The organism is Deltaproteobacteria bacterium (assembly GCA_009929795.1).
GTDB lineage: Bacteria > Desulfobacterota > Desulfovibrionia > Desulfovibrionales > Desulfomicrobiaceae > RZZR01.
On the sequence record RZZR01000021.1, the window covers coordinates 1 to 18,642 of the forward strand.

The following is an 18,642-nucleotide window of genomic DNA, read 5'->3' on the forward strand; positions in this document are numbered from 1 at the left end:
GGACTCTGTCTGGCCTCCAAGACCCTCGATTTTCTCCATGCCCGCCATTGGCCCGAGGAGGGCATAACTGCCTACGTCCTGGCCATGAATTGTCCGATCAAAACCTGATTTCCGGGTGCGCCTTGTAGACCGTCAACTCTCGCCAAAAAACGCATAGAGAGCATAGATCCACGTCATTCCCGACAGACCAAGGGCCAGGAGTACAGCGGCGCTGGCCATGTCCTTGGCTCGTCCGGCCAATTCGTGAAACTCGGGCGAGGCCAAATCGACCACGGCCTCTATGGCCGAGTTCAAAAGTTCCACCACCAGCACGAGGACATGACCGACCAGCAGAGCGAGTTGTAGGCCCGGGGACAGATTCAGGCTTAAGGCCAGAACACTCAGGCTCAGGGCCAGGACAAGCTCCTGACGGAAGGCGGCCTCATGGATTGCGGCCAGTTTGAGCCCCCGCAGGGAGTTGGCCATGGCCCGGACGAGCCTGGTCAAACCGGTGGTCTTGGGAGGAGGAGATGAGGTCGAGCTTGTTGCCATATCAGTTTGTCGCTATTTTCGAGTTCCCAATATTCCACCCAGGATGCCCCGCAGGATCTGGCGGCCGATGGTGCTGCCCACGGTCCGGGCGGCTTGCTTGGCCATGGTTTCGACCATGCCCTGGCGGCGGTTCGTGCCCCAGAGGACATTGCCGAGCCAGCCCCGTTCCTCGTCTTTGCCATCATTCTTGGCTGGCGGAGCCTGCTCTTTGGCGGCGGCCTTCTGGGTCAGGATCTCGTAGGCCGACTCGCGGTTCACGGGTCGGTCATATTTCATGCCCACCGGGCTGCGGAGTATGGCCGCGGTTCGTTCTTCTGGCGTGGCCGGACCCATGCGGCAGCGGGGAGGGCAGATGAGGGTCTGCTCCACCGGTGACGGTATGCCTCGTTCTCCCAGAGTGGAGACCAGGGCCTCGCCCACGGCCAGGCTGGAGATGGCCCGGGCCACGTCAAGGCCGGGACGGGGCACGAAGGTTTCTGCCGCAGTCCTCACGGCCTTTTGGTCCCTGGGGGTGAAGGCTCTCAGAGCGTGCTGGATGCGGTTGCCGAGTTGGCCGAGGATGTCGTTCGGAATGTCGTCCGGATACTGCGAACAGAAATAGACGCCGACGCCCTTGGAGCGGATGAGACGGACCACCTGCTCGACCCTTTTCAGCAGGGCCGGGGGGGCGTCGTCGAACAGGAGATGGGCCTCGTCAAAGAAAAAGGCCAACCGGGGCCTGTCCAGATCTCCGACTTCGGGCAGATTTTCGAAGAGTTCCGACAGGAGCCAAAGGAGAAAGGTCGAGTAGAGCCGGGGCTCGAGGATGAGCTTTTCCCCGGCCAGGATGCTGATGACCCCCCGGCCGGAAAGGTCGGTCCGCATGAGGTCGGTCAGGTCCAGGGCAGGTTCACCCAGGAGGTTTCGGCCGCCCCGCTGTTCAAGGGCCAGGATGGATCGCTGGATGGCGGCGATGGACTGGGAGCTGACCAGGCCGTATGTGGACGAGATATCCTTGCGCTCCGAGGCCATGAAGGTCAGCACGGCACGGAGGTCGTCGAGGTCGAGAAGGAGCAGTCCCTGGTCGTCCACGAGACGGAAGGCCACGTCCATGACTCCGGCCTGGGTGTCATTCAGTTCCAGGATTCGGGAAATGAGGGTGGGCCCGATCTCGCTAACCGTGGTCCGGACAGGGTGCCCGGACTGTCCGAAGAGATCCCAAAAGATCACCGGACTCCCTTCAGGAGTGTAGTCATCCATGCCGATCTGAGAGGCCCGTTTCAGGATTTTTTGGTTGGGCGAACCGGGCACGGCTAGGCCGGACACGTCGCCCTTGGCGTCGACCATGAACACGGGCACACCGAGCCGGGAAAAACCCTCGGCCAGGACGAGAAGGGACACGGTCTTGCCAGTGCCCGTAGCCCCGGCCACGAGACCGTGGCGGTTGCCGTATTTGGCCAGAAGATGGACGGGGTCCTGCCCCCGGCCGATGAGAATGCGGTCCATTGGCTACCCTCGCTTACGGTTTAAGTTTTGCAAGAACCCTAAACGCTTTCAAAGACTGGGGTCGAATATTTAAAACGGTCACTTCGATGACGTTCGTTTGAGGGGTTGCGTGGCACAGCGGATGGATCCGCCCTGGCCGTTATGGGTGCCGAAATAGACTGGATGAACTGTGACTCCACGATGCTCCAGTTGCTTTCGGATGAAATCATTTTTCACGTGGTCGTTGTACGACATGATGTAGTTTTTCTCGTCCACTGGCAGGCCGTTGACCGCCAGCCGGGCCGCATCTTCCAGCGGCACTTTGATCAAATCCCAGTCTTTGATGCAGTCCGGTAGCCCATCCACGTATGCTTCTTCGCAAACAATGGCGAGGCCCTTTCGGGGGATCGACAATACACAATCAAGGTGAAGAATTTTCTCGATAAGGGGCACACGGACCACCTTGTATTCGTTGCCGACGGTCCGCTTGATCCATTCGTAACCGGCTTCGTTTGAGCCGACCGACGGATTCTTCGTGTTGCCCAAAAGAAGGGTGTCACCGACAAACACAAAATCGCCGCCTTCGAGGGCGGGCTCGTTCGGTGGTGTTTGGGCGAGGGGCGCTGCGTGCGGCATGGATATCCATCTCATGCCGCCCTCCTGAAATTTCGCGGTCAGGATGTCCTTGAACCCGGAAATGTCGGCGCGCCGGAGCATAGTGCGCAAATTGAATTCGATAACCTGATTGCCGATGACGATCATATTGTCGCGAGGAAAGTCCTGAGAGAAACCGTTGGCTAGGATTTCTTTTCCATAGTTTTGGGCGATGAAGTCCTCGGTCAGCGGTTTTGGTCGATGGACCTTGACTCCGAGGCTTTCCAAGACCGCAATCAACTCGAGGTTTTCTTCCTCAAGCAATTCCGTCTCGCTCTTTTTCTTGACGGGATGGATCATTTTTTCCCATGAAAGCCCGGCGGTTGCCCGCGTGTATTCCGCCTCGTCCTCCGGCAGCACCTTCAGGGTTTCCTGCAGCCATGGGCAGTCCAGTTCTGGCGTCTTGCCGTATGGGAGCCCGACAATGACTTCCTTTAAAGCTCCGTATTCGCTGTCGACGTAGACGGCATTCTGCCCGGAAGCCGCACGGCATGGGCAAAAAACAAGCAGGGCGGCGCATGCGTGAAAAAACACGAGGAATTTTTTCATGGTAGGTCTCTTTTGGGCGGCAAAAATGGGCTTTGCGTGCAGAGTTATGGTTGTCGAGTGCAAGTGTCCAGACGAGTGCTTCGCGTGGCACTAGGCGTCAATTATTGGTCAGAAGTGTACGTAGCCGGGAGGGCGTTTGATCGTCAACGAATGGTTTCGAAGGAAGGTGGCGGGTTGTCGCGGCATCAGCGCAGTTTCAGGACAGCATCGTATTCAAACTTCCTTGTCGTGATTGACATATGTCTACTTCGACAGATAATCAGATTATTTCAATCAATCAACCACACAAGGAGGGAAAAGACATGAAATTTGGGTATGCGATCATGGCTGCGCTGGTCCTGTTGGCCGGTCTGGTTTCACCGGCCTGGGCGGCGGAGGAAAAACCGGTCCTGATGATGGCCACGACCACAAGCACCGACAACACAGGCCTGCTGGATATCTTGTCTCCGTTGTTCACCAAGGCCACGGGCATCGAACTGCGCTGGACAGCCGTGGGCACGGGCAAGGCTCTGAAGTTGGGAGAGAACTGCGACGTGGACGTCCTTCTTGTCCATGCTCCCGATGCCGAGAAGAAATACGTTGCCGACGGGTTCGGAGTCGACCGCCGGGAGGTCATGTACAACGATTTCGTAATCATTGGCCCGACTGCGGACCCGGCAGGGATTCGCAAGAAGTCCGTGGCCGAGGCCCTGAAGCTCATAGCCGACTCTCAGGCGGTTATGGTCAGTCGGGGGGACAAATCGGGAACCCATCAGATGGAGATCGATCTCTGGAAATCGTCGGGGATGCCCGTTCCCGAAAAGGAAACCTGGTACGTGCAGACCGGCCAGGGTATGCTCCCGACCATGACCGTGGCCGCGGAGCGGAACGGCTACACCCTGACCGACCGGGGCACCTTCATCAAGTACGAGGACACCATGAAGGGTAATCCGCCCCTGGTCATCCTTGTGGAGGGAGATCCCGGCCTGTTCAACCAGTACAGCGTCATGGCCGTGAATCCAGAGCGCTGCCCCAAGGCCAAATACGACCTGGCCACGAAATTTTCGGACTGGATCGCCGGTCCGGAGGGCCAGCAGGCTATCGGCGCCTTCCTGCTCATGGGCAAGCCCCTGTTCACCCCCAACGCCAAGTAAAGACGATTCCGTGGTCCGGCTCCGGGGGGCTCCTCCCGGAGCCGTCTGCCGTCAATGGACTATCTCATCTCCGGCCTGGTACAGGCCATCCATCTCCTGTTTTCAGGAGACGAGGCAACCTACAGCGCCATCAGAACGACCCTGTCGGTGTCCAGCATGTCCATCGCGGCCAGCCTGGCCCTGGGAGCTCCTCTTGGCTTTTTGCTCGGCCACGCTACCTTTCCGGGCAAGCGGGGCGTCAGGCTGATCGTGGACACGCTTCTGGCCTTTCCGACGGTGGTCATCGGGCTTTTGGTCTACGGGCTGGTCTCGTCCCGGGGGCCTCTCGGGCACACCGGCCTGCTTTTCACCCTGCCCGGGGTGGCCATCGGCCAGACTATCCTTGGTCTGCCCATCATCATGGCCATGGTGGCCACGGCCGTGGAGGAGACCGATTCCCGGCTGAAGCCGACCCTGCGCATGCTCGGTGCCGGACGAAAAGATGTCCTGCTGACCACCTTGGTGGAGATTAGGTACAGCGTCCTTCTGGCCTGCGTGGCCGCCTACGGCCGAATTGTTTCCGAGATCGGGATCTCAATGATGGTCGGGGGAAACATCAAATGGCACACCCGGACCATCACCACGGCCATCGCCCTGGAAACGGGCAAGGGTGAATTTGCCATGGGCGTTGCTCTGGGGCTGGTTCTTCTGGGTATCGTCTTCGTCCTGAACGTGGGGTTGGTGCTTCTGCGGCGGAGGGCCGGGCGATGAGCAGTCCGGTTCTCGAACTTCGAGGGATCGAGCAGCAACGCAACGGAAGGACGGTTCTGTCCGTCGACGAATTCTCTTTGAACCAGGGCGAGGTCGTCGGCCTGGCCGGGCCCAACGGGAGCGGCAAGAGCACGCTGCTGGCCATTCTCTGCCTGCTGGAAGCCCCTGTTCGGGGTCGTGTCTTCCTGGGCGGCCGGCAATGGGATTTTTTCCGGGCCGTTCCCCGGGACGTGACCATGCTCGACCAGTCGCCATTGCTTCTCAAACGTTCGGTCCGGGACAACGTGGCCTATGGGTTGCGCCTCAGAAAGGTCTCAGGCCAGGAATTGATCAGGCGAGTGGATGAATCCCTGTCCATGGTCGGTCTCGATCCCGCGGTCTTTGCCGGTCGTTCTTGGATGGAGCTCTCCGGCGGGGAAGGGCAGCGGGTGGCCCTGGCCGCCCGGCTGGCCTTGAGGCCGAGGGTTTTGCTTCTGGACGAGCCCACGGCCAGCCTGGACGAGGACAGCGCCAACCTGGTCCAGGAGGCGGTCATTCAGGCTCGTCAAGAGTGGGGAACGTCCCTGGTCATAGCCAGCCATGATCTGGACTGGCTCCAGACTGTGGCCGACCGAATGGTTCGTCTGCGGCGGGGCAAGATCGTTGAGGACTTTCGACCGACCTAGCGAGCCATCCCCCAATTCCCAGATATTCACGTTTTCCGCTTCAGCTCCACACTTTTCCATTATTTCAAGGCAACCTTGACTTTGGCCCATGGCTTTGCCATGCCCGCGACATCGAAAGAAAGTCCGAATGCGAGGAGGCCCATGGACGAGGTGACCATAAATGGCTGAGAGGGGGAAGATGCAGGGAATGCTCAAGTACGAACTTCGACATAGCCACAGCGGTCATGGGGTGGCCTTTTTTGCCCCTGTTCCGGTCCAGGCGGTGGATCTATTCGAGGCGGTTGATCTTTTGGCCGCCAGGCCCATGGACACCTTTCTCCATCAGCATTGCCTGGGACTGATTCGAGGGCTTGGCGACGACGATTTGCGAAGTCTGGCCGACCGATGGCCGCAACCTCCCGGGCTGACTTTGGTGGCCGAAGCGTCCCTTCTGGACGGCCGCGAAGGTCTGGCTCCTCCGGAATGGCCATCGATGACAAGCTCAAGCCCTCTGATGATCCTGCGACATTTTGCCCTGAACGACCGGGGACTTCACAAGGCCTGGTCGGTCCGATTTCGGGAGAATATCTTTGAACATCGCCCTCTCTCGGGATCTCGGCGGGAGCTCGAAGTCCTGACGGCCGGCACGGAAATCCGTCAGGGGCCGAGTCCGGCCGAGGTCTGGAAGCGCAGGGCAACGAGACCCGAATCCGTGAAGAGGCCCTCGGCAGCCCAGGTCTACGCCGCGGCCATGGAACGCCTCTACGGCTACGGCATCGTCACCGGGCCGGAGATGCGCCACCAAGCCTCTCTGGCTCCCTGCGGCATGCAGCGGCAGTGGAACATGGCCGTGAACGTCGAGAGCGGCCTGGTCCGCTACAAGTTCGAAGGGTTGATGACCAGCTACGGGCGGGGGCTTTCCTGGGAGGAGGCCCGGGTCTCCCTTGCCATGGAGATCGTTGAGCGGGCCTCGTCCTTTGCAGGCGTCAAGAACGGCATGGTCTCCGGGCTCAGGCAGCCGACCGCGCTCATCCAGGCCCGGCATTCCGAACTGACCGCCCAAGGGCGTCTGGCCCTGGATCCGGGGCTCCTTCGAACCGAAGTTCCCTACGCCGACGAGGAACTCCATTGGATGCCGGCTCAAGATGTCCGAGGGAACGAGGTTCTGATCCCCTTCCAGATCGTTTTTCTCTTTGCCGATCTGGGCGAGGTCTGCCTGTTCGGAGGCCTTGGATCCACGGGTCTGGCCTCGGGTTCGACCATGGCCGGGGCCAGGTTGCGGGGGCTCCTGGAGGTTTTGGAACGGGACGCCGATGCCGTGACCCCCTTTGATCCGAACCGGTGTTTCCGGGTCGAGACCGATGATCCGGTTTTGGGGCCGCTTCTGGCTGACTACGAGGACAGAGGGGTTCACGTCCGGTTCCAGGACATGACCACAGAGTTCGGCCTGCCCTGCTACAGAGCCTTTGTCGTCGGACAGGACGGTAACGTGGTCCAGGCCGCCGGGGCCGGACTGGACGGCCGCCGGGCCCTGGTTTCGGCCTTGACCGAGGTGGCCTGGCCCTATCCGGACGGCCCGGCCTCGGCCCCGGGTCTTTCGGATCTGCCCGTGACGCGTATCGAAGACCTGCCGAATTTCAGCACCGGGGATTCAGCTCAGGATCTGGAGTTTCTTGAAGAGATGTTGACCGGCTGGGGCTACGAGCCGGTGTACGCCGACCTGACCCGGGCCGATCTGCGGCTGCCCGTGGCCCGGGCCGTGGTCCCGGGCCTGGAGATCGCCTGCGACTTCGACCGCTTCAGCCGGATTTCGCCCCGCCTGGTCAAGAGGGCTTTCTCCCTGCTGTCGGCCTAAAGGTGATGGTTTCGATCATACACGATCTTGGTCACGCCATGAACCGACATCATATGATCGAGCCATGATGGTGCTTTGACGTATTTCTCGAGGTTTTTTCAGTTCAACAAGAGCAGCCATAACCCCGGCTGGGCCATGCCCCCCTTGGACCGGCTGGCCTGAGCCGAGTTGCCGTAGGCCCCGAGGTTCACACGGCCGCCGTTGGGCAGGCTCTCAAGTCCGTAGGGCCAGGCCGGGTCTCCGGCGTCGATGGCCGGGCTGTGTCTGGTGTCTCGAACCCAGGTTCCGGTCTGGGGAACATAGTGTCCGCCTTTTGATTGGAGCCGGTAATTCCGGGCGGGGGCATCGACGAACAGGGGATTTTGGGAGATGTTGCCCGTTCCTGGCAAGGCCTCCCCTGACAGCGTGTAGGACGTGGTCAGGGAAGAGTCTTCGGACACGTAGAAATCGTCACCGTTTCCCCAGAAGATCGAGTTGATCACCGTGGCCGTGGAGTCTCCCTCGACGTAGACACCGTTGCCTCCGGTGCTCCCCGGAGACGTGTTGTCGGCCACAGTGCACTGGACGATCTGGGCCCGGGAACCAGTGTCATTCAGGCCGTCCACATAGATGGCGGCCCCGCCCTTGTCATGGGCGCTCGTGGTGTTGGCGTGGATCAGTTCATGATCCAGAATGGCGTCGGCGCCATCGTCGACAAAGACCCCTCCGCCGACGGAAGGGGCGTGATTGTCGTGGATGAGATTGAGTTTCAGCACGGCCTGCCCCAGGATGAGAATCCCGCCGCCCCATCCATAACCAAGGCCCTGGCCGGTCCGGTTCTTGCGAATGATGTTGCCGCTGACCAGGGCCGATCCGGCCAGGTAGACGCCTCCGCCGTGATCACCGTACCCGATGTTGTCGGCAATATCATTGCCGGAAAGGAGGAGATTCCCGGCGTTTCCGCCCACTCCGGCCCCGCGTCCGGCCTGGTTTCCGCTGATGGTGTTGCCGGTCAAAACATTGTTCTTTCCGCTGACATAGATCCCTCCGCCGATCATGCCGGTGTCCGTGGACAGCCCGTTGTTCTCAATCCGATTGTTGGCGATGGTCACGTTTTCAAGGGGCGGCCAAGTGTAGTCGTCGTCCATCTCGATGCCCCGCTGGCCGCCTGTGATGGTGAACCCGTCAATGGTGGTCCAGGATGCTCCGAAGTCGCGCAGAGTCACGGCCGCGGACCCGGATCCGGCACTGATGGTGCTGGTCAGTCCGGCCGGGTTGCGGGTGAGGAAATCGCCGCTTTGGCCGGCGGCATAGACCGCGGAGGTGGCCCCGGCGTATCTACCCAGGAGCCGCAGGGCCTTGTCGGCCACGACCATGTTGCCGGCATAGGTTCCCTGGGCCACACGAATGGAGTAGCCTTTGCCGGCCATATCGATGGCCGCCTGGAGGGTCCGGTAGGGCGATCGGGCCGAGCCGTCCTGGGTCCCGGTCAGATTGTCGTCGTCCACGCACAGATACCACTCGGCCTCAAAGGCCCCGATGGCCGGGAGGGAAACCTGGGGGCGAAGTTCCTCTTCGCCCCGGGCGATGGCCTGCCCTGTGGGAGGATGAAAGGCCGGAGGAAAGAGGGGATTTGGAAATTCGTAGCCGTCCGGGCCGGTGGGGGTGTCGGTCCCGGCCCCGACAAGGTGGCTCCCGGCTTCGGGACGAAGGTTTTTCCCGCCCAGATCGGCGAATCCGGGGTTCGTCCCGGAGATGGTTCCGGTCCAGACCGTGGGCACGGTGGTCGATCCGGTGGAGATCCAGTTGTTCTGTCCGGCGATTTGGGGGTTGCCGCTGGACCACTGGGCCTCCACGTCGCGAATGATGTCCAGCCCTCCCGGTCGGTAAAAGACGTTGTTGTGCATCTCGATGCTCTCCAACCCGTCGAAGAGTCGGAAGACGGCCCGGGAGCCGACAGTGGAGACGTTCAGAAAGGTGTTGTTCACGAAGCGGTAGCGGCCGTTGGTCTCCCCGGTACCGTCGCCTCCGACCCGGACGAAATAGGCGTCGTTTCGTTTCCAGACGACATTGCCGACGACATCGGAATCCTCCCGCTTCAGGCCCGGGTCGCCTCCGTCGGGGCCGATCAGTTCCAGTTCGTGATAGTAGGCCCCCTCGATCCAATTGTAGTAGATCTCGTTTCGCTCGGCCCGGGACTTGACGTTGTTGCCGCCATTTCCGTCGTGGATGTAGCAGAACTGCATGCGAAAGACGCTGCCCGGGCGGTTGGCTTCGTCCGTGGCCATGTAGATCTGGTGGCGATTGTCGCCGCTGCCGCATCCATAGACCTCGACCCGGTCGAGGACCAGGGTGCCGGAGCCGTCGTCGGCCCCGAGGATGCCGTGGGCCGGGCAATCGTGGACGACGACATCCCGGACGAGGAGATCGTGGGCCTGGTGGAAGATGCCCCGGACAGTGCTTCCGGTGACCTCGAAACCTTCGAAAACGTAGTGGTCGGCTCCGGGGCCGGTGTAGGGCCAGGGCGTGGCAAAGGTCACTCCGTTGGCGCCCCCGGAGATGACCGGACGTTTTCCGTTCACGGCCGTTCCGTGGATGGTGATGACGGCTTCTTCGGTGCCGGATCGGGTGAAGACCACATCTCCGGGATAGACGGCGTCGCCGGCCACCTCGACCAAATCTCCGGGTTCGAGGATGGGGGCCACGGCCTGAAGATCGGCATATGGCCGACCCGGTCCGACCAAGTGGATGGCGGCTTTGGTTTGACTTGCGGGCCAGAGCAGCCCCGTGCAGATCAGAGTGGTCAAGAGAACAAGAAGCTTTCTGGGCATGAGGCCTTCCCCTTGGTTCGGCGGCACGTGGAGTTGCATGGCAAGACCATGGCACACAGTGCCGAGCCGCGCAACAGGGGCATGTCTTTGGGCCAAACATTTTTGGCTCCTTTCGCATGTTCACCGTAGGAAGAGGCAATAACCGAGTCAGGTTGCGGAGGCCGTCAAGGCCGTTCCGATGCCTGAAACGAAAAGACCCCGGCCGGGCCGGGGTCTTGAAGTTTTGGAAGAGGGTCGATCTACAGGACGGTGGGGTTGATGTTGTCCCGGACCCAATAGGTCAGGTCATATTTGGCCCGCAATTCCTCCTCCAGCTTGTTTTCCAGGGATTTTTCCATGTCGTGGATGCGGATGTAGACGTCGCGGTGCTCGGCGTCGGTTTGACCGTAAGCGGTCATGATGCTGATGATCCTGGCCTTGCCGGCTCGGAGGTCGTCCAGGACGGCCTTTAGGGAGCCCTGGGAGTTGGGCAGCCTGAGGCCCAACTGGACCCCGCCGAGGTAGACGCCGGTGATGTTGATCAGGACCTTGAAGACGTCTGTGTCGGTGATGATTCCGACCACCTTGTCATGGTCGTCGAGGACCGGCAGGCCCGAGATCCGCTTGTCGAGCATGACGGCGGCGGCCTTTTCCACGGTGTCGTCGACATGGATGGTGTAGGGGTTGGCGGTCATGATGTCCTTGATCTTGATCTCGGACAAAAGATAGTAGAGTTCGTGAACATCCAGGGTCGTGGCCTTGGACGGGGAGGCGTCCTTGATGTCCCGGTCGGTGACGATGCCAAGGAGGGTTCCCTTGTCGTCGACCACGGGGAGCCGCCTGATGTCGTGTTCCTTGAGAAGTTTCGAAGCCTTCATCATGGACGTGTCCGTGGCCACGGTGATCACGTCCCTGGTCATCCAATCACGGATAAGCATTGCTTGCCTCCTGCTGTCATGCTGATCAATTCATGAATCCCATCGAATTCCGGCCATTTGGACCCAAAAAGACCGCCTTGTCAACCCGGGACTCCCGGTTGAATTCCGCCGCTGGAACGTTCGATCACCTCATTGGGTCGTCGCTGATCAATCTTCCTGCCCGGCCATGATTTCGGCCAGGGCCTGGGTGGTCCGCCGGACGATTTCCGGGTCCGTGCCCGGGCTGAAGGCCATGTAGTGATTGTTTCGGAAGAGGAAGAGGGTTTTTTGGAAGCGGTCCAGGGGCAGATTCATCCGGGCAGCGCGAAGGGCCAGGGTCGATTCCACGTCCACGATCAGATCCACCCGACCGGCTAGGAGCATGGCCAAGTTTTGCTCCTGATTGGCCACGGGACGAATGGATTCCGGAGGAAAGTTTCGGGATTGGAAATAGTCGGCGTGGACACTGTCGCGAAGGATGCCGATGAGATATTTTCGGGCGTCGTCCACAACCTGGACCAGGACGTCGTCGCGCAGGGCGTCCTTGTAGAGATGGAATTCCTCGGCCGGGACGATGGGTCCGACCCAGGAGAACAGGTCCTCCCGTTCCGGAGTCCAGAGGATGGTATAGATGAGGGTGTCGGGTTCGGTGGTGGCGATGCGGTAGGCCCGGGGCCAGGGCAGAAGCTCGATTCGTCCGCCAGTGATGCCGATGCCGGCCGCGTTGAGAACGGCCCGGACGACTTCGGTGGCCTGACCCACAACCCGGCCGTCTTTCTCGTAGTTATAGGGTTCCCAGCTCTCGGTGACCACGCGGACTTCAAGACTCGGTTCGGCCAGGGCTTGGCCAAAAAAAAAGCCCAGAGTGGTCAGGGTCCCGGCCAGGAAGGAACACAGGATTCTGCCGATCATCATTCACTTCTGCCAGAGGGGACTGGGCGGGTCAACCGCCGACATGTGACCGGTGATTGGATCGGATTCGTCGAATGAGGACGAGTCAAAGCCTGTGAAGTCGGAGGCCTTGTCCGAAGGCGGGCTATTTAGTCTTAAAGAACGGGCTGTTTCTTTTTTCATGCTCGACAGTGGTCATGGGGCCGTGGCCAGGGTAGATTCTGGTCTGACCGGGAAGGATGAAAATCCGGTTTTCAATGGATTTGAGCAGGGTTTTGCTTTCGCCGCCGGGAAAATCGGTCCGCCCGACGGATAGCATAAAAATGAGGTCGCCCACGAACACGCACCCGGACATGGGGAAGAAGTAGGACAGGCTTCCGAGGGTGTGGCCGGGTGTGTCGAGAACGATCATGGGCTGACTGAGAGCGATATGACGGCCGGGGGCGATGTCCTGGAATTCGAAATTTGCCAGTCGGCCAAGTTCTCTGGCCCCTCCCTTGTCGAAGGGCACGTCGGCCAGGTAGCCGTCGTTTTTGCTCGCGTAGACCTCGGCGCCGGTCATGGCCTGGATAGTGGCCACGCCCCCGACGTGGTCCAGATGCAAATGCGTCAGGTACATGGCCCTCAGATTCAGTTGCCTGTTCGCGATGCTCTCGGCTATGGGTGCCGGATTGGAGCCGCAATCGATGAGGATCGCCTCGGTTCCGCAACTGCACAGGTAGCAATTCGTCTTGAGCGGTCCCACCGGAATGGTTTCCACGAATAATGACTTCAATCGGTGTCTCCCCGGCCGAATGGGCCGGTTATTGGTTTGTGAACTAATCGAGGATCGTCAATGCTGTACTTTCTCGGCAACTGTCAAATGGACTTCCTCTCCCGGGCCATGGCCGGGAAGGGTCATGAATGCGAGTACCGGGTCCTGGCTTCGCCTTTCACCTACGCCAGCTCCCCAGGGTACATTCCGGCAGAGCTTGGCCCTCTGGCCCGGGATCTCGAGTCCTTTTTTCATGGGCGGAGTCTAGTCAACCAGTTCGAGATGATTTCTTCGGACGATCGGCCGCCAAGGCTCGTCGTGATGAACCTATTTCATGAGAACAGCCCGCTGTTCATGCACCAGACGGACAAGTATGTCTTTTTCGTCGATGCCAAGTCCTGGGAGCTGATTCCCTGGTTCGAGACCTGGATGAAGGATCGCTTCGGCATGATCAGGGGCAATCCGGCAACCTACATGAAACGCTATCGGGACATGCTCGAAAAATTTCTCAGTCGGTTTCCCGGGGTGGACGTCGTGGTTGTGGTCCGTTTGTCGCACCATCCAGCTTTCGGTCCGGATCCGTACTCCTACCTCGAGGGATGGGGGGAGATGGCCGGGGAGGCCTTACAAACGGCCCGGTCCTGGATGCGGGAATTGCCGGGGGTCCACGTCGTGGAACTGGACAGGCTGTTTGCCGGAATCTGGCAGAAATCTGAAAAGAGCATTGAGGCCCATTGTCCGTTTCTGAAATTCACACTTCGGGAGGACCGGGGCAGGGTCACGGGCGTCCAGGCCAGCAGGGACGTGGAGCATATTGGCTCCATGTGGCCGGTGCTGGCCGACAGGCTGGTCGAATTCATGGAGATCGGCCGCATCCGATATCGCTCCGGGGAGTCCGTTCCCGAGGAATGGAACGTGGCTTGGCGGCCCAGGCGTCTGAGCGAGGACGCAATGCTCGCCCTGCTCTCGTCCGGGGCAAACTATCATTGCGCCCGTGCGGTCGGGGCCTTTTTCCACGATCTGGACACGGACTACACCGAACTGCTGGTGCGGACGCGACGGCTGACTCCGGTCTGTCACAACACCCTGCATATGATCAGGACCTATGGCCGGGTCAAGCCCAACCCGGCGCTTGGTTTGTGGTGCCGGGCGCACAGGATGGCCGCCAAGGATTTCACGGACAACGGCCCCCTGTACCAGGAGGAGTACCTCCAGCGTCTGGACGAGATGGAGCGTTTCTCTCTCGGGGGACAGTGAGACCGGCCCTCCGGACTTCCATGTCAGGGTCTCGGGTCGACCAAGGCTTCAGTTTCGCGTCCCCGGCGGCGGTCCAGCCACTCCCGGGCCTGGGTCAGGATGTCCCATTGGACCGGGACCATGACGATGGTCAGGAAGGTCGAGGTGCATAGACCGGTGACAAAGGTCGTGGCCATGGTCCCCCAGACCACGGAGTATTCCGGGATGCCCAGGGCCATGGGCAGGAGTCCGAGAGTGGTGGTCAAGGTGGTCAGGAGAATGGGCCTCAGCCTGACCCGGACTCCTTCGAGGATGGCCTCCCGTCGGGACAGTCCGGCGGCGTAGAGCTTGTTGATGAACTCAATGAGGACCAGGGAGTCGTTGACGACCACTCCGGTGACCCCGACCACGGCGATGAAGCTGTTGATGGTGAACAGGGTCTGGGCCAGGAAGGTCCCATAGATCATGCCGATCAGGGCGAAGACCACGGCCGAGAGGATGATCAGGGGCTGGAGATAGGAACGGAACTGGACGGCCAGAATGGAATAGATGGCCAGGATGGCGATGACAAAGGCGTAGGACAGGGAGGTGTAGGAATTCCGGGTGGACTGGAACTCGCCGGAAAAATCCAGGCTGGCCCCGGGATAGCGGTCCCGGTTAGCCTGGTAGTGTTCGGTGATCTGCCGGGTCACGGCCGGGACGGACAGGGCCGAGCCATGCCGGATATTGGCCGTGATGGTGATGGACCGCTGGTTCTTGAAGCGGTTTAGGAATCCGGGTTCCAGGGCCGTTGACCCGACGGCCATATCGCCAAGGCGGACCGTGCCCCGGGGAAGCTCCCGAAGGGGCATGTCCAGGGCTTTGGCCGGGCTGTCCAGGGCGGACGGATCGATGGACAGCTTCAGGTCGATGTCCTCGTCGGACATGCGGAAGGTGCCCACATAGCGGCCGTCCAAAACGGCCCCGGCCAGGGAGGCCACCTGGGCCGTGGTCAGGCCGTACTCGGCGGCCCGGTCCCTGAGGACCGAGAAGCGGAAGACCCGGATGGGTCGGCCCTGGTCGTCGCCCAGTTCGACTAGGCCGGGACCTGTCCGGGTGTCGGTCCGGAGAAAGTCGAGAACATCGCGGCTGAGGGCCCGGACCGAGTCGTCGCTGGTGCCCACGACCCGGACGCTGATGTCCTTGCCGGCCGGGGGGCCGTCCTTTTCGGCCCGGATCTCTACCTTGAAGCCCGAGCCTTCCAGGAGAGCCTCGACCCTGCTTCGCATGGCGTCCAAATGGGCCAGGGGATCATTGATCGGATGGTCGGCGAAGATTCGGTCCCGGGTGGAGGGCAGGGTGACCTGGATCATGCCCAGGCCGTCACCGAAGATGGTCTCGTAGTCCTCGCTGAGGTAGAATCCGGCAAAGGCCGAGGCCGACATGGCCATGTTCGGGCCGTCGTCCATGATGGTCCGGCTGACATCCTTGAGGCGGTCCGAGACCTGATCGATGGTGGTGCCCACGGGCCCGTCGAGGTTGACGTAGTAGAGGGAGTAGTCGTCGGGGAAGAACTTGATCCGGATGAGAGAGGCCTGACCGGACAGGGACAGCCCGAAGATGGCTACGGCCCCGGCCAGGAGCAGAGTGACCACGACGATGCTCGTGAACCGGAAGCGGAGGGTCAGACCGAGAAGGACATTGGTAAGGCTCCGGGTCCAGGCCAGAAGAAAAAATTCCTTGGAGGTCTCTTCGGCCCTGGGGGTGCCCGGGCCGTATTCCAGAACGTGGCTGGGCAGGATGATCAGGCACTCCAGGAGCGAGGCCACAAGGGCGAAGGCCACGGCCTTGGGAATGATGGCGAAGAACTCCCCCGTGGACCCGGTCATGATCAGCATGGGCAGGAAAGCGGCCACGGTGGTCAGGGTGGCGGCCACGATGGGCAGCAGGACCTCGGCCGTGCCGTCGATGACGGCTTCCAGACGGGCCTTGCCGGTCTGGATGTGGCGGTAGATGTTCTCGACGACGATGATGGCGTCGTCCACGATGATGCCCGAGACCAGGACAAAGGCGAACAGGCTGATTTCGTTGACCGAATTGCCTGTCAGATACATGACGACCATGGTGGTCAAAAAGGCGAAGGGGATGCCCACGGTTGTCAGGGCGGCGTTGCGAAGGCCCATGAAGGCCCAGATGAGGCCGAAGACCAGGACGATGCCGACCAGGAGGTTGGATCCCAGGGTACGCATGGAGTCCTTGACCTTGACCGTGGAGTCGTTGGTCAGGACGGTCTCGATCCCCTCCCGGTCGAACCGGACCCGGAAGTCGTCCAAGACCTCCATGACCTGGTCGTAGATGGTCAGGGCGTTGCCGGAACCGGACTTGACCACGTGGAGGCTGACGCAGTCCCGGCCGTTGACCGAGGCGACGACAAAAGGGTCCCGGTAGGCCAGGCGGGCGTCCGTGGCCACGTCCGAGACCCGGACGAAGGTCCCGTCGGCGTCGGTCCGGATGACGGTGTCCATGACCTGACGCCGGGTCCGGAACTTCTCGTCCACGGCCACGGCGAACTGGCCGTTTCGGTTGAAGTCTCCGGCCGGAACGCTCAGGTTGTCGGAGCGCAGGGCCGCGGACACGTCGTCGAAGGTCAGCCCCAGCCCGGCCAAGCGGTCCGGGTCCAGCATGACGTGGAATTCACGGACGTACTCGCCCTGGAGGGTGACCTTGTTCACCCCGGGAATGGCCTCCAGGGGGATGCGAAGTTCCTCGGCGATGAGGGACAGGGCCCGGTTCTCCCGGTCTCCCAAAAGGTTGACCGTGATCACGGGCAGCCATTCATTGACGTCGATGAGTGTGAATCCCGGAGGGTCGATGGTCTCGGGAAGGTCCTTGACCGTGCCCTGGACCCGAAAACGGAGTTCGTCGTAGAGCCGGTCGTAGTCGGTGTCGTCCACGAATTTGACGATGATGCTGGATCGCTCCCGGTAGGAGGTGGACCGGACGAACTCCACGTCCTCCATGCCGTCCAGGGCCTTCTCGATCTTGCGGGTGACCAGATTCTCCACGTCCTGGGGCGAGGCCCCGGGAAAGTAGGTGGAGACCACGACCTTGCCGAAGTTGACGTTGGGGTAGCGCTCCACTGGCATGCGGAGCACGGCAAAGGCCCCGACGATCATGAGCATGACAAAGACCAGATTGACGAAGACGGTCTGGGTCAGGGTGAAGCGGAGCAGATTCTTCATTGGCTAGGGCGGGAGGTGGGTGAGACAAAGGTCTGGCCTGGCCGGACCTCGGGAGATGAAACCCGGGCCGCGCCGTCGGCCACGGACAGGAGCATGACCCGGACCGCCCGGCCCTCGGGGGTCAGCAGGTAGTGTTCCTCGTAGCGTTCCTCCAGGCCGCAGACCGGGACCAGGACCGCGCCCGAAGGGTCCGGGGCGGGCAGGTCCAGCACGGCCCGGAGACCCTCGCGGCGAAGGGGCAGGCCCTCGGAGACCACGAGATCCACATTGACCTTGCGGGTCTGGGGGTCGAAGGCCGGGGAAATCCGCAGGATGGAGGCCGGGACGCGGAGTCTGCCGTAGTCGGGGAGGGTCAGGCTCGGTCCGGGCAAGTCCTCCAGAAGGCGAATTTCCTCCGGGGCCAGGGCAAAGGGGACGATGAGGGTGCCCATGTCTCCGACCCGGGCCAGGACCGTGCCCGATGACACCCATTGGCCGGGCTCGACCCTGCGGTCCATGACCGCCCATCCGGCCGGGGCCTTGACCTGATGGCGGCGGCGCTCCTCCTCCAGAACGGCCCGGTCCACGGCGAGGGATTCCAGGGCCAGGCGGGCCTGGTCCAGTTCCTGCTCCCGGGCGTCAAAGGCCGATTGCGAGGTCTGCTCGCCCTCCAAAAGGCGGCGGTAGCGGTCGAATTCGGTCTCCAGATGGGAGACGCGGTTCTCGATGCGTTTGCGCTCGGCCTCGTTGGCCCGCAGGCGGAGATCGACAAAGGTCGGGTCCAGCCGTGCGAAGACTCCGTCACCGGGAACCGGGTCGCCGATGTCGGATAAAACCTCCAGGCATTTTTGGGAGGTTTCGGCCACGATGTCCATGGCCGTTCTGGCCCGGGTGAAGCCGACGTGGCTGGTGATGGTGACCGCCGGTCGAGCGGTAAAGGTCTCGGGGCAGTCTTGCCCCAGGGCCGGGGTTGCAAGGGCCGCAATCAGGCAGGCCAGGGCCGGGAGGCAGGCTGTTCGAAATGTCATGGCATGTGGGGTCGGAGGTTTCCGGGCCGAATGTGCGGTGGCTTCATATCCCACAATGTCGGTTCATGGCAATGCCAAAGGCGTCAATTAAATAATAGAATCGATTATCTTTTGCGGGGAGCTGGAGGAAGGAGCGAGCCGGCCGGTTTTGAGAATCGACCGAAAACAAACAGCGCGGCCTACAGGGCCTGGCCGGTTCGGGCGACGTGGTCGGCGAAGCCGAGGGTGTCGTGGCCGGAGACAAAGA

14 protein-coding genes are annotated in these 18,642 nt (G+C 61.5%); 5 read left to right on the forward strand and 9 right to left on the reverse strand.

Annotated elements, in window-relative coordinates; all coding sequences use genetic code 11:
* Positions 1-132: 132 nt before the first annotated feature.
* The 3 genes from EOM25_04090 to EOM25_04100 all read right to left on the reverse strand — a co-directional run bounded on the left by EOM25_04090 (position 133) and on the right by EOM25_04100 (position 3,198).
* Positions 133-531, reverse strand: coding sequence for a diacylglycerol kinase (locus tag EOM25_04090; GenBank protein ID NCC24371.1), 399 nt, complete (start codon positions 529-531; stop codon positions 133-135).
* Positions 532-543: 12 nt separating this feature from the next.
* On the reverse strand, positions 544-2,016 hold the full coding sequence (locus EOM25_04095) for a DUF853 family protein (GenBank protein ID NCC24372.1): 1,473 nt from the start codon (positions 2,014-2,016) through the stop codon (positions 544-546).
* Between the two features lie 78 nt (positions 2,017-2,094).
* Entirely contained in the window at positions 2,095-3,198 is a 1,104-nt protein-coding gene (locus EOM25_04100; protein ID NCC24373.1) for a hypothetical protein, read from the reverse strand.
* A 302-nt stretch (positions 3,199-3,500) separates the two neighbouring features.
* Between EOM25_04100 and EOM25_04105 the strand changes: the two genes are divergently transcribed.
* The 4 genes from EOM25_04105 to EOM25_04120 all read left to right on the forward strand — a co-directional run bounded on the left by EOM25_04105 (position 3,501) and on the right by EOM25_04120 (position 7,580).
* Entirely contained in the window at positions 3,501-4,331 is an 831-nt protein-coding gene (locus tag EOM25_04105; protein ID NCC24374.1) for a tungsten ABC transporter substrate-binding protein, read from the forward strand.
* 54 nt (positions 4,332-4,385) lie between these two features.
* Positions 4,386-5,081 (forward strand): ABC transporter permease subunit, encoded by a 696-nt coding sequence (locus EOM25_04110; GenBank protein NCC24375.1) that lies wholly within the window; start codon positions 4,386-4,388, stop codon positions 5,079-5,081.
* Complete coding sequence (locus EOM25_04115; GenBank protein NCC24376.1) at positions 5,078-5,746, forward strand: energy-coupling factor ABC transporter ATP-binding protein; 669 nt, start codon at positions 5,078-5,080, stop codon at positions 5,744-5,746. The genes EOM25_04110 and EOM25_04115 overlap by 4 nt, the downstream gene beginning before the upstream one ends.
* A gap of 160 nt (positions 5,747-5,906) precedes the next feature.
* Positions 5,907-7,580 carry a hypothetical protein gene (locus EOM25_04120; GenBank protein ID NCC24377.1) on the forward strand — a complete coding sequence of 558 codons (1,674 nt, stop codon included), beginning with the start codon at positions 5,907-5,909 and terminating at the stop codon, positions 7,578-7,580.
* 98 nt (positions 7,581-7,678) lie between these two features.
* Here EOM25_04120 and EOM25_04125 read toward each other — a convergent pair whose 3' ends face one another.
* The 4 genes from EOM25_04125 to EOM25_04140 all read right to left on the reverse strand — a co-directional run bounded on the left by EOM25_04125 (position 7,679) and on the right by EOM25_04140 (position 12,952).
* Entirely contained in the window at positions 7,679-10,390 is a 2,712-nt protein-coding gene (locus tag EOM25_04125; GenBank protein NCC24378.1) for a DUF1565 domain-containing protein, read from the reverse strand.
* 239 nt (positions 10,391-10,629) lie between these two features.
* Entirely contained in the window at positions 10,630-11,307 is a 678-nt protein-coding gene (locus tag EOM25_04130; GenBank protein ID NCC24379.1) for a CBS domain-containing protein, read from the reverse strand.
* A 147-nt stretch (positions 11,308-11,454) separates the two neighbouring features.
* Complete coding sequence (locus tag EOM25_04135; GenBank protein NCC24380.1) at positions 11,455-12,201, reverse strand: transporter substrate-binding domain-containing protein; 747 nt, start codon at positions 12,199-12,201, stop codon at positions 11,455-11,457.
* Between the two features lie 121 nt (positions 12,202-12,322).
* Positions 12,323-12,952 (reverse strand): MBL fold metallo-hydrolase, encoded by a 630-nt coding sequence (locus tag EOM25_04140; protein ID NCC24381.1) that lies wholly within the window; start codon positions 12,950-12,952, stop codon positions 12,323-12,325.
* A gap of 60 nt (positions 12,953-13,012) precedes the next feature.
* Here EOM25_04140 and EOM25_04145 point away from each other — a divergent pair, with 60 nt between their 5' ends.
* Positions 13,013-14,188, forward strand: a complete 1,176-nt coding sequence (locus tag EOM25_04145; GenBank protein ID NCC24382.1) for an SGNH/GDSL hydrolase family protein — start codon at positions 13,013-13,015, stop codon at positions 14,186-14,188.
* Positions 14,189-14,211: 23 nt separating this feature from the next.
* On the opposite strand, the gene EOM25_04150 is transcribed toward EOM25_04145, so the two are convergent.
* Positions 14,212-17,388: an efflux RND transporter permease subunit gene (locus tag EOM25_04150; protein NCC24383.1), complete on the reverse strand. Its 3,177-nt coding sequence runs from the start codon at positions 17,386-17,388 to the stop codon at positions 14,212-14,214.
* The gene (locus EOM25_04155; protein NCC24384.1) at positions 17,385-18,395 is read right to left on the reverse strand and encodes an HlyD family efflux transporter periplasmic adaptor subunit; all 1,011 of its coding nucleotides are present in this window, start codon (positions 18,393-18,395) and stop codon (positions 17,385-17,387) included. The genes EOM25_04150 and EOM25_04155 overlap by 4 nt, the downstream gene beginning before the upstream one ends.
* Positions 18,396-18,642 lie beyond the last annotated feature (247 nt).